Consider the following 13,466-nt stretch of genomic DNA (forward strand, 5'->3'; position numbering starts at 1 on the left):
CGACTTTAGAGGCCACCGGCCGCCGGAGAAAGATGAGCGTCGTCACCCGATTCGCCCCCTCCCCGACCGGCTTCCTGCACATCGGCGGGGCGCGGACCGCGCTGTTCAACTGGCTCTTCACCCGCCATCACGGCGGGACCTTCCGGCTGCGCATTGAGGATACCGACCGCGCCCGCTCGACCGAACCGGCGATCGCCGCCATCCTCGACGGCCTGTCCTGGCTGGGGCTCGATTGGGACGACGAGGTCGTCTACCAGTTCGCGCGGATGAAGCGGCACGCCGAAGTTGCCAGCCGGATGATCGAGATGGGCCACGCCTATCACTGCTGGTGCTCTCAGGAAGAACTCGCCCAGATGCGCGAGAGCGCCAAGCGCGAGGGGCGGCCGATGCGCTACAACGGCTACTGGCGCGACCGCGACCCGGCCGAGGCTCCCCCCGGAGTCCCGCCCGTCGTGCGTCTCAAGGCGCCCCAGACGGGCGAGACGGTGATCGATGACCTCGTCCAGGGCGAGGTGCGGGTCGCCAACGAGGTGCTGGACGACATGGTCCTGCTCCGCGCCGACGGCACGCCGACCTACATGCTGTCGGTGGTGGTCGACGATCATGACATGGGCATCACCCATGTCATCCGGGGCGACGACCACCTGAACAACGCCTTCCGCCAGGCACAGATATTCATCGCCATGGGCTGGGACTTGCCGCGCTTCGCGCACATTCCGCTGATCCACGGTCCCGACGGCGCAAAGCTGTCGAAGCGGCACGGTGCGCTGGGGGTGGATGCCTACCGCGACATGGGCTTCCTGCCCGAAGCGATGCGCAACTACCTGCTGCGCCTCGGTTGGGGCCACGGCGACGACGAGATCATCTCGACCGAGCAGGCGATCGCTTGGTTCGACCTCGACGGTGCCGGCCGGTCGCCGTCGCGGTTCGACATGGCGAAGCTGACGTCGCTGAACGGGCACTACATCCGGGAGGCCGACGACGCCCGCCTCGCCGGTCTGATCGGGCCGCGCGTCGCCGCCATCGTCGGACGCGAGCTCGACGACGCCGACGGGGCCCGCCTCACCGCGGCGATGCCCGGCCTGAAAGCGCGCGCCAAGACGCTCAACGAGTTGGCCGACAATGCCGCCTTCTACATCCGTCGCCGCCCGCTTCCGATGGATGCCGGCGCATTGAAGCTGCTCGACACGGCCGGTCGGGAAACGGTCGCCGCCGCGGCCGCCGACCTCGCGGCATCGAACGAATGGACGGCCGTCGCGCTCGAGGAACGGATCCGCGCGTTCGCTGAGGCCAGGGACATGAAGCTCGGCAAGGTGGCGCAGCCGCTGCGCGCTGCGCTGACCGGCGCGGGCACCTCGCCGCCGATCTTCGAGGTGATGGAGATCCTCGGGCGCGACGAGGCGCTGGGCCGCCTTGCCGACGCGAGCGGAAACGAAGCGGCCGGCCAGGGCGCGAATTGATAAACGCCGGTGTGAGGTCTATTCTCACCCCCAGAGTAGGGCCTTACACGGCCCCTTCCAGCGAAGGGATGGACGTATGACGGAGCCGAAGTCGAACGAGAACGTTACCGTCGTCGACAATACGACGGGGAAACAGACGACGTTCCCGTTGCTTAGTGGTACGGCGGGGGCGAAAGTCATCGACATCCGAAATCTGTACAAGGATCTCGGTTACTTCACCTTCGACCCGGGCTATACCGCCACGGGCAGCTGCCAGTCGGCGATCACCTATATCGACGGCGACGAAGGCATTCTTCTGTACCGCGGCTATCCGATCGAGCAGCTCGCAGAGAAGAGCGACTTCATGGAAGTCTGCCATCTGCTGCTGTTCGGCGAGCTGCCGGACAAGAAGCAGAAGGACCAGTTCGTCTGGGACATCACGCACCACACGATGGTGCACGACCAGATCAGCAACTTCTTCCGTGGCTTCCGCCGCGACGCGCACCCGATGGCGGTGGTCTGCGGCGTGGTCGGGGCGCTTTCGGCCTTCTATCACGACAGCACGGACATTAACGATCCCTGGCACCGCAAGGTCGCCTCGTATCGCCTGATCGCCAAGATGCCGACAATCGCGGCCATGGCCTACAAATACTCGGTCGGCCAGCCGTTCGTGTACCCGAGCAACACGCTCGACTATGCGGCGAACTTCCTGCGGATGTGCTTCGCGGTTCCGGCCGAGGAGTATGAGGTCAACCCGATCGTCGCCAAGGCGCTCGACCTGATCTTCATCCTGCACGCCGACCACGAACAGAACGCCTCGGCCTCGACGGTGCGTCTCGCCGGTTCGACCGGCGCCAATCCGTTCGCCTGCATCGCGGCCGGCTGCGCCGCCCTCTGGGGTCCCTCGCACGGCGGGGCCAACGAGGAAGTGCTGAAGATGCTCAACCAGATCGGCGACAAGAACAAGGTCGGCGACTGGGTGAAGAAGGCGAAGGATCCGGACGATCCGTTCCGCCTGTTCGGCTTCGGCCACCGCGTCTACAAGAACCACGATCCGCGGGCCAACGTCATCCGCAAGGCGGCCCACCAGGTCCTGAACGAACTCGGCGTGAACGATCCGCTGCTCGAGGTGGCGATCGAGCTGGAGAAGATCGCGCTCGAGGACGAGTATTTCGTCAAGCGCCGCCTGTACCCGAACGTCGACTTCTATTCGGGCATCATGCTGAAGGCGATGGGCTTCCCGACCAGCATGTTCACCGCACTGTTCGCCGTCGGCCGCACGGTCGGCTGGATCGCGCAGTGGAACGAGCTGATCGAGGATCCGTCCCAGAAGATCAACCGCCCGCGCCAGCTCTATACCGGCCCGACGTCGCGCGATTACATTCCGGTCGACAAGCGCTGAGCTTCGACGAAACTTGTTGCGGCACGGGGCGCGGACAATTGTCCGCGCCCCGTTTCGTTTCGGGCGGCGGCTATTTCCGCTCGATCAACTCGATCTTGTAGCCGTCCGGATCCTCGATAAACGCGATCACGGTCGTGCCGTGCTTCATCGGCCCCGGCGGACGCGGAATCTTCACGCCCTCCTTCTCCAGGACCGCGCACGTTGCATAGATGTCCGGGGTGGAGAGCGCCAGATGGCCGAAAGCGTCGCCCTTGTCGTAGGGCGTCTTCTGGCCCCAATTGTGGGTCAGTTCGATCACCGTATTGTCCGCCTCGTCGCCATAACCGACGAACGCGAGGGTGAACTCGCCGGTCGGGAAATCCTTCCGGCGCAGCAGCTTCATCCCGAGCAGCCGGGTGTAGAAATCGATCGACTTGTCCAGGTCGAACACCCGCAGCATCGTATGCAGGTAGCGGAACTTGTCCGCGCCCGGGACGGCGGCCGTCGAGGCTCCTGCTGGGCTGTCGTCGTTCATGTATGCCTCCTCCTCATGTGGCTCCCCGATCAATCTGCGGCGGTGATGCCGGCCTCGCAAGGGACAGGATGACCGCGGCTGCCCGGCGGCTGGGCCGCGACCCGGCGGGACCGAGGCGCCCGACAGCCTCCGCCAGCCCTCGCCTCTGTGCTGCAGCGGCCTCCCCACCGGCGAGGAGCGGCGCCACCGCCGTGGCCAATCCCCCCGCGGTACAGTCGCCCTGAATCAGTTCCGGCACGACGACTTCTTCCGTCAGGATGTTCGGCAGAGCGATGTGCCTCAGCCGCAGCAGCCGCCGCGCCGCCCAGACCGTCAGCGGTGCCGCACGATAGCCGACCACCATCGGCACGCCCGCCGCCGCCAGTTCCAGCGTCGCCGTCCCGGACGCCACCAGCGCCGCGTCCGCCGCCGCTATGGCGTCGCGGCGCTCGGATTCCGTCGCGGCAACGGCGGCCTCCGGAAGGAGCCTGACCAGCCTCGGGGCGAGGTGCGGCAGCGTCGGGAGGGCCACACGCAACCCAGGCACCGCGACTGTCAGGCGCCGGGCAGCCTCAGCGAACGGAGCGGCAAGCCGCTCGACCTCGGACCGGCGGCTGCCGGGCATGACCAGTAGGAGCGGTGCAGCCGGATCGATAAGATGCCGCCGACGGAACCCGGCCCCGTCCCCCACCGGGACCTCCAGTACCGGATGCCCCACGCACTCCGCGTTCAGGCCATGCCGCCTGAAGAGCTCGGGCTCAAACGGAAAGAGCGTGAGGAGGTGGTCGTATTCGCGCGCGAGCCGCGCCGCCCGCCCGGGCCGCCACGCCCAGACCATCGGCGCCACATAATGCACGAGCGGCGCGTGGAGGCCGTTTCGCCGGAGGCGGCGCGCGAGCCGCCGCCCGAAACTCGACGAATCGATCGTCACGACGATGTCGGGCGCGCGGGCCAGTCCCGCCGACACGCATTCCCGCAGCCGCCGCGCCAACAGCGGCAGGCGCGGCACCACCTCGACCAGCCCCATGACGGCGAGGTCCGACTGGTCGAAGAGCGGCTCCAGCCCGGCCGCGACCATCCCGGGACCGCCGACGCCGAAGCAGGTAAGCCGGCCGGCGGTCGCCTCCGACAGAGCCTTGATCAGAAGGGCACCAATGACGTCGCCGGAAGGCTCGCCCGCCACCAGCATGACCTTGGGATGGGCTTTGGTATCGCCGGCCTCGACCGTTCAGCCCTCCCTGTCGGGGCGGACACCCAGCAGGAACAGGCCCGCCGCGTCTGCATCGGCGACCGTCGCCGCCCGCTCGATCACGAAGGTCGCGCCAGCCTCGGCGGCAATGCCGCAGAGGCCTGCCGCCGCTGCGGCCTCGATCGTGCCGCGCCCGATGGTCGGCCGGTCGACCCGCCTGTCCTGGCCGGGCTTCGCCATCTTGACGAGCACCCCGCCGCGGCCGGCGCGGCGCAATGACCCTGAACGCGCCAGCACCCCATCTGTGCCCTCGGCAGCCTCGACCGCGAGCACGATCCCCTGCTGCACCACCGCCGCCTGACCGACATCCACCGTACCGAGTGCCCTGACCACCGCCATGCCGCGGGCGATGTCGTCGTGCGCGCCGTCCGGCACGGGATGCCGCCCCGCCAGGCCGACCGGCAGTGCAACGTCGCGAACGATGCTCTCCGCCGCCACCACGCGGAATCCTTCCGCCTCGATGGCCCGGACGACAGCCCCGAGCAGCGCGTCGTCACCCGCTGCGTGACGCGCGACCCCGGTGAGGAAACGGAGCGTGCGCAGGTCCGGCCGGAGTTCCGCCACCGAGGGGCGGCGCACCGCGCCCGCCAGCACCACCTCCTCGACGCCCTCAGCCTTCAGCCTGTCGACCGCACTCGCCGCGGCGCCGAGCCTGATCCAGGCGTGCGGTGCGCCGACGACGAGCGCCGGATCGGCGTGCCCTTCCAGGGCCATGACGAAGCAGGGTCGCCCGGCCGAACGGCAGGCCTCGAGAATCAGTGCGGGCAGGTCGCCGCCGCCGGCGACGAGCGCGAGCCTAGGATGCATCGGCTCGGGCGAGCCGGCACAGCGGACGGGCCGCCTCGATCCGGACGAATGCCAGGAGACGGGCCACGGCCTCGCTGCCGGGATGTTCGCGCCGCACCCGCTCAGCCTTCTCGTAGATACCACCCTCGCCAGCGAACAGCGTCTCAAAGGCCGCGCGCAGGGCATCTATCTCGCTACGTACGAACCCGTGCCGGCGCAGCCCGACGATGTTCAGCCCGTCGATCCGCGCACGATTGCCGGAGACGAGGGCGAACGGCGGCACGTCGTGCTCGACCCCAGCCATGCCGCCGACCATCGCATGCCCCCCGATGCGCACATGCTGGTGCACGCCCGTCAGCCCCCCGAGGATGGCATGGTCGTCGATGGTCACGTGCCCGGCCAGGGTTGCGTTGTTTGCCAGCACGACGCGGTTGCCGATCCGGCAGTCGTGCGCCACGTGCGATCCGACCATGAACAGGCAGTCGTTGCCGACGATCGTCTCCATGCCGCCGCCGGCCGTGCCCGGATTCATGGTGACGTGTTCGCGCACGACCGTGCGCTCTCCGATAACCAGCGTCGAGGGTTCGCCGGCATATTTCAGGTCCTGCGGTGGTCCGCCGACCGATGCGAAGGGATGGATCACGCTGTCGCGGCCGATCCGGGTCCGGCCGGCAACGACGACGTGGGACAGCAGGGTCACACCCGCGTCGAGTTCGACCTCCCGCCCCACGACGCACCAGGGACCGACCGATACCCCCTCCGCGAGACTGGCGCCGTCCTCGATGATCGCGGTGTGGTGGATGCCGGCCATGCGCCGCCCGGACTACTGGTCGAGGATCATCGCGCTGTATTCCGCCTCGGCCACCGTCACCCCGTCGACCTTGGCGCGGCCCTGGAACTTCCAGACGTTGGAGCGGGCCCGCAGCTTCTCGACATGGATATGGACCTGATCGCCAGGGAAGACCGGCTTGCGGAAGCGCGCATTGTCGACGGTCATGAAATAGACGAGCTTGCCCTCGGACTCTGGTCCCAGGGTCTCGACCACCAGAACCGCCGAAGTCTGGGCCATCGCTTCGATGATCAGCACGCCGGGCATCACCGGCCGCTTCGGGAAGTGGCCCTGAAAGTGGCCCTCGTTTATCGAGACGTTCTTGATGCCGACGGCACTCTGACCGGCGATCACATCGACCACCCGGTCGATCATCAGGAACGGATAGCGATGCGGTATCATCTCCAGGATGCGCGAGATATCGATCGTCTTGCCGGTTCCGGCTTGGTTCTCGCTCGCCTGCACGTCTCGCTCCCTGGCAAACCGTTCGCTGCCTGCAGCGGCATCAGCCCCGCGGCAGTTCGACTTTCACCGTCGAAAGCTTCGCGTCAAGCTGCCGCAGCACCTCATCCGTGAATTCCATACGCTTATCCGCCCATACCAGGTCGGATTTCTGGATCACAACGTTGGCACCGTACTTCTGTGCGGTCGCCTGCACCAGTTCGATCAGCGTCGTCCGGACGATCTGGATCGCATTGCGCAGCGCCTGATCGAGCTGCGTTCGACGCGTGCGTGCCGTCACCTGCAGCGCGGCAGCCCGCTCCTGGAGGTCACGCCTTGCCTGATCGAAGGCCTCAGCCGTCTGCAGTTTCCGCTGCTCGGCCATTGCCTGATCGGCGCGGCGCAGTTCATCCTCTTCCTTCTTGATCTCATTTTGGAAGTTGGTGCGCACACGTTCGATCTGGTCCCGGATCGACTGCATCGACTTGGCTTCGCTCATGATCCGGTTCGTGTCGATCACCATGACCGTGGGCGTGGGAATGGCGTTCGCCTGAGCCGACGCCGGCACGGCCCAGACGGCCGCCATCAGCGCGGCGACCATCGGGAGGGCGAACCGGATCATCAGAACCTCGTGCCGAAGCTGAACAGGAAGCGGTCGACCTCGTCGAAGTCCTCCTTGAGGATCGGCTCCGCGAAGTCGAGCCGGATCGGGCCGAAGGGCGACCGCCAGGTCAGGCCGACGCCGACGGAGGCCCTCAGCGACTCGCTCTCCTGAATGAGCGAGTCGTTGTCGTCGATTCCGCCGAGCGTGCCCACATCCGTGAAGACCCGCCCCCTGAGGCCGAGTTCCTGGGGCAGACCGAGGGGGAACGTCACCTCTGCGGAGGCGGTGGTGTAGCGGTTGCCGCCGAGCGCGTCGTCGGTAAGGCTGTCGCGGGGACCGATGCCGCTGACCGCGAAGCCGCGCAGCGACTCGCCGCCTTTGAAGAAGCGGTCATTCAGCCCGACATCCTCTCCGAGGCCGACGACGTAGCCCGCCTTGCCGCCCAGACCCAGAACGACCTCGTCGAGCAGGGAATAGTACCAGGACGCGCCGACCTCGGTCCGGAGATAGTGCACCGAACCGCCGAGGCCCGCGATCTCGTTGCTGAGGCTGAGGGTATATCCCTCCGTCGGTTCGAAGCGGTTGTCGCGCGTATCGTAGATCAGATCCTGGCCGATCGACGAGGTGTAGCTGACGCCCTCCTCCTTGCGGATGAAGCGCGAGGCGTCGCTCTCCGGGTCGATGTCGTCTCGCCGGAACGTGTACTTCCAGCGCTGCGACAGGGGCTCGGTGATGCGGTAGCCCATCCGCAGGCTGACGCCCGCCGTGTCGAGATCGAACGAGCTCTCGTCGGTGTTGTCCCGGATGATCCGGAACACATCCACGCCGGCCAGCAGGGGCCGGTCGAGGAAGTAGGGCTCGGTGAAGCTGAGGTCGATCTGCTGCTGTTCCTGGGAGACCTGGAAACCGAGGCGCAGGTCCTGGCCTCGGCCGAGGAGATTGCGCTCACGCAGCGCGATGTCAGCGAGCGCGCCCTGGGTCGAGGAGAAGCCCGCACCAAGCGAGATCTCGCCGGTCGACCGCTCGGTGATGTTGACCTTTACGGTCGTGCGATCGGGCTGGCTGCTCGGCACGTTGGTCACGTCGACCTTCTCGAAGAACCCGAGATTCGCGATCCGCTGCCGCGAAAGCCGCATCTTCTGCGTGTTGAACGCGTCTCCCTCGAGAAGGCGGAATTCCCGTCGGATCACCTTGTCGAGGGTGCGGACGTTGCCCTCGATCTCGATGCGGTCGACATAGACGCGCGGCCCTTCGCCGATTTCGAAGACGACGTCGATCAGCCGCTCGTCCCGCCGCCGCTGAACCCGCGGCCGGACGTCGACGAAGGCGTAGCCGAACTTCCCGATCTCCTGGTTCAGCTTCTCGACGGTCTGCTCGACCTGCGTCGCGTTGTACCAGCTGCCCTCCTTGATCGTGACGAGCGGCCTCACCTTCTCTGCACTCAGGTCGGGCAGCCGGCTGGTGACGTCGAGATCGCCGAAACGGTAGCGCTCGCCCTCCTCGATCGTGAAGGTGATCACGAAGGCGCTGCGATCGGGGGTCAGTTCGGCGACGGCCGACACGACGCGGAAGTCGGCATAGCCCTCGGAGAGGTAGAATTTCCGAAGCAGCTCACGGTCGAAGGCCAGGCGATCGGGGTCATAGACGTCGTCGGACGTCAGGAACTTCCACCACCGGCTTTCCTCGGTGCGGATCACCGACCGGAGATCGCCATTGTCGAACTTCTGGTTGCCGACGAAGTTGATGCGCTCGACCGTTGTCCGGTCACCCTCCTCGATCTCGAACACGAGGTCGACCCGGTTCTGCTCGAGCTGGATGATCTTCGGCTCGACGCGCGCAGCGAAACGGCCGCTGCGTCGGTACAGCTCGAGGATTCGCTTCACGTCGTTCTGCACCCGCGTGCGGGTGTAGACGATGCGCGCGCGGGACTGCACCTCGCTGCTCAGTGCCTCGTCTTCGATCTTGCTGTTGCCTTCGAACGCCACCCGGTTGATCACCGGATTCTCGGTGACCCGCACGACCAGCACGTCACCCTCGGAGTTCAGCGCCACATCCGCAAAGTATCCGGTGGCGAACAGCGCCTTCAGCGAGTCGTCGAGCTGCGCCGGGCTCAGCCGGTCGCCTTCGCGAATCGTGAGGTAGGAGCGCACGGTCTGCGGATCGACGCGCTGCGTGCCCTCGATCCGGATGCTGCGCACGATCCCCGATCCCTGTGCGGGGGCCGCAGTCCCCCCTCCAGGTGCCAGCTGCGCCAGCTGGGTCCACGATCGGGCCTCCGCCGTACCCGGCGACGGCCCAAGCAGGGGCAGCAGCGCGAGGCACGCGGCGAGAGTTACGCGGAGACCGCGTCGGACGGAATTTTGCATCAGTTAGCTGGCGATCTGCCTGACGAAATCGACGACGCGAAAATAGACGAGATCGTTCCACGTTGCGAACAGCATCAACGCGAGAACGAGGCCGAAGCCGATCCGAAAGCCGTATTCCTGTGCACGCTCGCCCATGGGCCGGCCACGAATTGCCTCCACCGCATAGAACATAAGATGGCCGCCGTCGAGCATCGGTACCGGAAAGAGGTTGATCAGGCCGAGATTGATCGACAGCAGCATCATGAAGTTGACCACGGCGACGATACCGACCTGCGTCACTTCGCCGGAGAGGTGAGCAATCCGTGCCACTCCTCCCAACTCGTCCGCGGATCGCGCCCCGACGATCATCTGCCACACGACCTTCAGGATCGTGGCGGACATCGTGATCGTGTTCTCGACGGCTGCGCCGACCGCCTCCAACGGACCGAGACGGACGACTTCGAGGCCGCCGCGCGCGATGCCGAGCTGTCCGAAACGATGCGTGTTGCCGAACCGGTCGACCTGCTCCTGCATGGCCGGCGTCACCGTCATCGACACGGGGCTGCCGTCGCGGTCGACGAGGATCTGGAGGGGCACCTGCGGGTTCAACTGGACGATGCGCTGGATGTCCTCGAACCGGTCGATCGAAGCACCGTCGAGCTTGACGATCACGTCTCCCGGACGAAGACCGGCGGCCTCGGCCGGACTGTCGGGCATCACCATGCCGACCTCGGGCGGCGTGAACGGCCGCCCCGCGGTCATGAACAGCCCGGCACCGAGAATGATCGCCAGGAGGAAGTTGGCGGCCGGCCCGGCAGCGACCACCGCTGCCCGTTGCGCCAGGCCCTTGTGATGGAAAGAGCGCGCCCGGTCCTCGGGCGACATCGCATCCAGGTCGCGGCCGGGGTTGCTGGCCGCGCCGGCATCGCCGAACATGCGGACATAGCCACCCAGCGGGATTGCGCTGAAGCGCCAGCGCGTACCGTGCCGGTCGTTCCAGCCGAACAGCTCCGGTCCAAAGCCGATGGAGAAGACCTCCACCTTCACACCGCAGCGTCGCGCCACCCAGAAATGCCCCATTTCGTGCACGAACACGAGCACGGTCAGGATCGCCAGGAATGGGAGAATGTAGCCTAGGATGAGCGACATGGGGTCACGTTAGTGAGCGGTGCCGGTCGGGGCAACCGCGATCCGTCCGATTAAGCCGCGAGCGATCTCCCGCGCGGCCATGTCCGCCTCTACGACGTCCGCCAGCCCCGTCAGGGATCGCACCGGAGCCGCCGCGAGGGTCGATTCGACCACCGCTATGATGTCGAGGAAACCGATCCGTTCGGCCAGGAAGGCGGCCACCGCCACCTCGTTGGCGGCATTGAGGACGGCCGGCCTGCAGCGCCCGGCGACCAGCGCCTCCCGGGCGAGCCGCAGGGCGGGAAAGCGGACGGGATCCGGGGCCTCGAACGTCAGCCGGCCAAGCGACGCGAAGTCCAGGCGCGCCCCGGATACGGGCATGCGTTCCGGCCAGGCGAGCGCCACCGCGATCGGCGTGCGCATGTCGGGAAGCCCGAGTTGGGCTAGGACGGAGCCGTCGCGGTAGGCAACCATGCTGTGCACGACCGATTCCGGGTGGACCAGGATCTCGATCCGCACGGCGGGCACGGGGAACAGGTGGGCAGCCTCGATCAGTTCCAGGCCCTTGTTCATCATGGTGGCCGAGTCGATCGTGATCTTGTCCCCCATCTCCCAGTTCGGATGGGCGAGCGCCTGGGCCGGCGAAACCCGGCGCATCTGCTCGAAAGGCATCGCCCGGAATGGGCCGCCGGAGGCGGTGAGGATGATCCGCTCGACGCCCTCCGGGCGGGCGCCGTCGAACACCTGGAAGATCGCGCTGTGCTCGGAATCGACCGGCAGGATGATCGCGCCGCTGCGCCGCGCCCGCTCCATGACGATATCGCCGGCGCAGACGAGGCACTCCTTGTTCGCCAGCGCCACCGTGGCGCCGCGGTCGATCGCCGCGAGCGTCGGTCGCAGGCCCGCGGCCCCGACCACCGCAGCCATGACCAGTTCCGCCGGTCTGCCGGCGGCCTCGACGACCGCCTCGGCGCCGGCCGCGATCTCGATGCCCGTCCCGCCGAGGGCCGCCTTCAGAGGCCGCCACGCGTGCGGATCCGATACGGCGACGAAGCGGGGACGGAACCGGCGTGCCTGCTCGGCGAGCCGGTCGATCCTGCTGCCCTTGGCCGTCAGCGCCTCGACCACGAACCGTTCCGGGGCCTCTGCCACCAGCGACAGGGTGCTGCAGCCGACGGACCCCGTCGACCCCAGGATGGTGATGCTGCGCGGGTCGGTCGTCACAGCCACCGCCAGCCGGCAGCGAGCAGCAACGCCGCCATCGGCGCGGCGAGCAGAAGACTGTCGAGGCGATCGAGCACGCCGCCATGCCCGGGAATCAGGTTGCCCGCGTCCTTCGCCCCGAAGCGCCGCTTGAGTCCAGACTCGGCCAGGTCGCCGACGACGGCGGCCAGTGCCACCATCAAAGCCGCCGCGGCCGCAGCGGCCCAGCCCTTCGACCCGAGCGAGAACCCGAACATCCCGCCGACCGCCGCAGCCGCAGCCATGCCGCCGAAGAAGCCCGACCATGTCTTGTTCGGGCTGATCGCGGGTGCCAGGCGCGGACCGCCGATCGCACGGCCGGTGAAGTAGGCGCCGATATCTGCTGCCCATGTCACGCACAGGACCCAGAACACGTGATCTGCACCGGCCGCACGCAGCCAAAGGAGCGCCACGCAGGGCAGCCCCAGATAGAGGAGACCGACGGCGCTCCAGCGCAAGGACGCCGTCGCCCCTACCATCGAAGCGGTGGCCATGCCGGCGGCTACGATCGCAAGCACCGCTGCCGACGCGTCGTACGCCTCGCCCACCTGCGCCGCGATCACCATTGCGACGAGCAGCACGATCAGGCTCACCCCAAGGGGACGTGGCGGGGCGAAACCGCACAGCCGCGACCATTCCCAACCGAGTGCGCCGGCGGCCGCGACCATCAGCACGGCAAGGGCGATGCCGCCGAGATGGACGGCGAGGAGAGCGACCGGCGCGAGGATGGCGGCTGAGAGGATGCGCCGCTGCAACTCCCCGCCGCGGCCATCAGGCGCTGGTCGCGCCAAAGCGACGCTCCCGCTTGTGAAACTCGCCGATGGCATCCTCCAGATCTCGTGCCGTGAAGTCCGGCCAGAGAACGTCGGTGAAGATCAGTTCGGCATATGCCGCCTGCCACAACAGGAAGTTGCTCAGGCGCTTCTCGCGCCCGGTGCGGATCACGAGGTCTGGATCGGGAATGTCCCGGGTGTAGAGCCGTTGGGCGATGGTGTCCTCGTCGATCTCGTCCGGCCGAATGCCGCCGTCCGCCGCTTCCCTGGCGATCTGCCTGACCGCCTTCGCCAGCTCGTCGCGGCTGCCATAGCTCAGCGCGAGCACCATGGTGATGCCGGTATTCGCGGCCGTCAGTTCTTCGGCGTGCTCGACGAGGTCGATGATGTCGCCGGGCATCCGCGTTCGATCGCCGATCATGCGCACCCGCACGCCGGTGCGGTGGAGGTCGGCGACCTCGCTGCGCAGATAGACGCGCAGCAGGCCCATCAGGTCTTCGACTTCCGGCGGCGGCCGGCGCCAGTTCTCCGACGAAAAGCTGTAGAGCGTCAGGTACGACACGCCGAGTTCGTCGGCGCGGCGCAGAACCTGGCGCGCCACCTCGGCGCCGCGTCTGTGACCGAAAATGCGCGGCAGCCCGCGGCTCTTCGCCCAGCGGCCGTTGCCGTCCATGATGATGGCCACGTGCGCGGGCGGCGACGACCCCTCGCTACTCTGGACGGCGCTAACCATGC

The 13,466-nt window shown here is 67.5% G+C and carries 13 protein-coding genes; 2 read left to right on the plus strand and 11 right to left on the minus strand.

The features are described 5' to 3' along the window. Positions 1-32: 32 nt before the first annotated feature. Positions 33-1,460 carry a glutamate--tRNA ligase gene (gene gltX, locus ABIE65_RS11840; RefSeq protein ID WP_354077909.1) on the plus strand — a complete coding sequence of 476 codons (1,428 nt, stop codon included), beginning with the start codon at positions 33-35 and terminating at the stop codon, positions 1,458-1,460. Between the two features lie 76 nt (positions 1,461-1,536). Next, positions 1,537-2,841 carry a citrate synthase gene (locus tag ABIE65_RS11845; protein ID WP_354077910.1) on the plus strand — a complete coding sequence of 435 codons (1,305 nt, stop codon included), beginning with the start codon at positions 1,537-1,539 and terminating at the stop codon, positions 2,839-2,841. Between the two features lie 70 nt (positions 2,842-2,911). Here the strand turns inward: ABIE65_RS11845 and gloA are convergent, their stop codons facing one another. From gloA to ABIE65_RS11900, 11 genes are all read right to left on the minus strand, one after another. Then, entirely contained in the window at positions 2,912-3,355 is a 444-nt protein-coding gene (gene gloA / locus ABIE65_RS11850; protein WP_354077911.1) for a lactoylglutathione lyase, read from the minus strand. Between the two features lie 13 nt (positions 3,356-3,368). Further along, the gene (gene lpxB, locus ABIE65_RS11855; protein ID WP_354077912.1) at positions 3,369-4,523 is read right to left on the minus strand and encodes a lipid-A-disaccharide synthase; all 1,155 of its coding nucleotides are present in this window, start codon (positions 4,521-4,523) and stop codon (positions 3,369-3,371) included. 39 nt (positions 4,524-4,562) lie between these two features. Next, positions 4,563-5,390 (minus strand): LpxI family protein, encoded by an 828-nt coding sequence (locus ABIE65_RS11860; RefSeq protein ID WP_354077913.1) that lies wholly within the window; start codon positions 5,388-5,390, stop codon positions 4,563-4,565. Next, the gene (gene lpxA, locus ABIE65_RS11865) at positions 5,380-6,180 is read right to left on the minus strand and encodes an acyl-ACP--UDP-N-acetylglucosamine O-acyltransferase (protein ID WP_354077915.1); all 801 of its coding nucleotides are present in this window, start codon (positions 6,178-6,180) and stop codon (positions 5,380-5,382) included. The genes ABIE65_RS11860 and lpxA overlap by 11 nt, the downstream gene beginning before the upstream one ends. A 12-nt stretch (positions 6,181-6,192) precedes the next feature. Continuing rightward, positions 6,193-6,663 carry a 3-hydroxyacyl-ACP dehydratase FabZ gene (gene fabZ, locus ABIE65_RS11870; protein WP_354077916.1) on the minus strand — a complete coding sequence of 157 codons (471 nt, stop codon included), beginning with the start codon at positions 6,661-6,663 and terminating at the stop codon, positions 6,193-6,195. 40 nt (positions 6,664-6,703) lie between these two features. Then, on the minus strand, positions 6,704-7,261 hold the full coding sequence (locus ABIE65_RS11875) for an OmpH/Skp family outer membrane protein (RefSeq protein ID WP_354077917.1): 558 nt from the start codon (positions 7,259-7,261) through the stop codon (positions 6,704-6,706). Continuing rightward, positions 7,261-9,441, minus strand: coding sequence for an outer membrane protein assembly factor BamA (gene bamA / locus ABIE65_RS11880; RefSeq protein ID WP_354077918.1), 2,181 nt, complete (start codon positions 9,439-9,441; stop codon positions 7,261-7,263). Before bamA ends, ABIE65_RS11875 begins: the two co-directional genes overlap by 1 nt. A 171-nt stretch (positions 9,442-9,612) precedes the next feature. Beyond that, the gene (rseP, locus tag ABIE65_RS11885) at positions 9,613-10,737 is read right to left on the minus strand and encodes an RIP metalloprotease RseP (RefSeq protein ID WP_354077919.1); all 1,125 of its coding nucleotides are present in this window, start codon (positions 10,735-10,737) and stop codon (positions 9,613-9,615) included. 9 nt (positions 10,738-10,746) lie between these two features. Next, positions 10,747-11,946, minus strand: coding sequence for a 1-deoxy-D-xylulose-5-phosphate reductoisomerase (locus ABIE65_RS11890; protein ID WP_354077920.1), 1,200 nt, complete (start codon positions 11,944-11,946; stop codon positions 10,747-10,749). After that, positions 11,937-12,749: a phosphatidate cytidylyltransferase gene (locus ABIE65_RS11895; RefSeq protein ID WP_354077921.1), complete on the minus strand. Its 813-nt coding sequence runs from the start codon at positions 12,747-12,749 to the stop codon at positions 11,937-11,939. The genes ABIE65_RS11890 and ABIE65_RS11895 overlap by 10 nt, the downstream gene beginning before the upstream one ends. Beyond that, on the minus strand, positions 12,730-13,464 hold the full coding sequence (locus ABIE65_RS11900) for an isoprenyl transferase (protein WP_354077922.1): 735 nt from the start codon (positions 13,462-13,464) through the stop codon (positions 12,730-12,732). The genes ABIE65_RS11895 and ABIE65_RS11900 overlap by 20 nt, the downstream gene beginning before the upstream one ends. Positions 13,465-13,466: the final 2 nt, after the last annotated feature.

The sequence above is a fragment of the Constrictibacter sp. MBR-5 genome (assembly GCF_040549485.1).
GTDB lineage: Bacteria > Pseudomonadota > Alphaproteobacteria > JAJUGE01 > JAJUGE01 > Constrictibacter.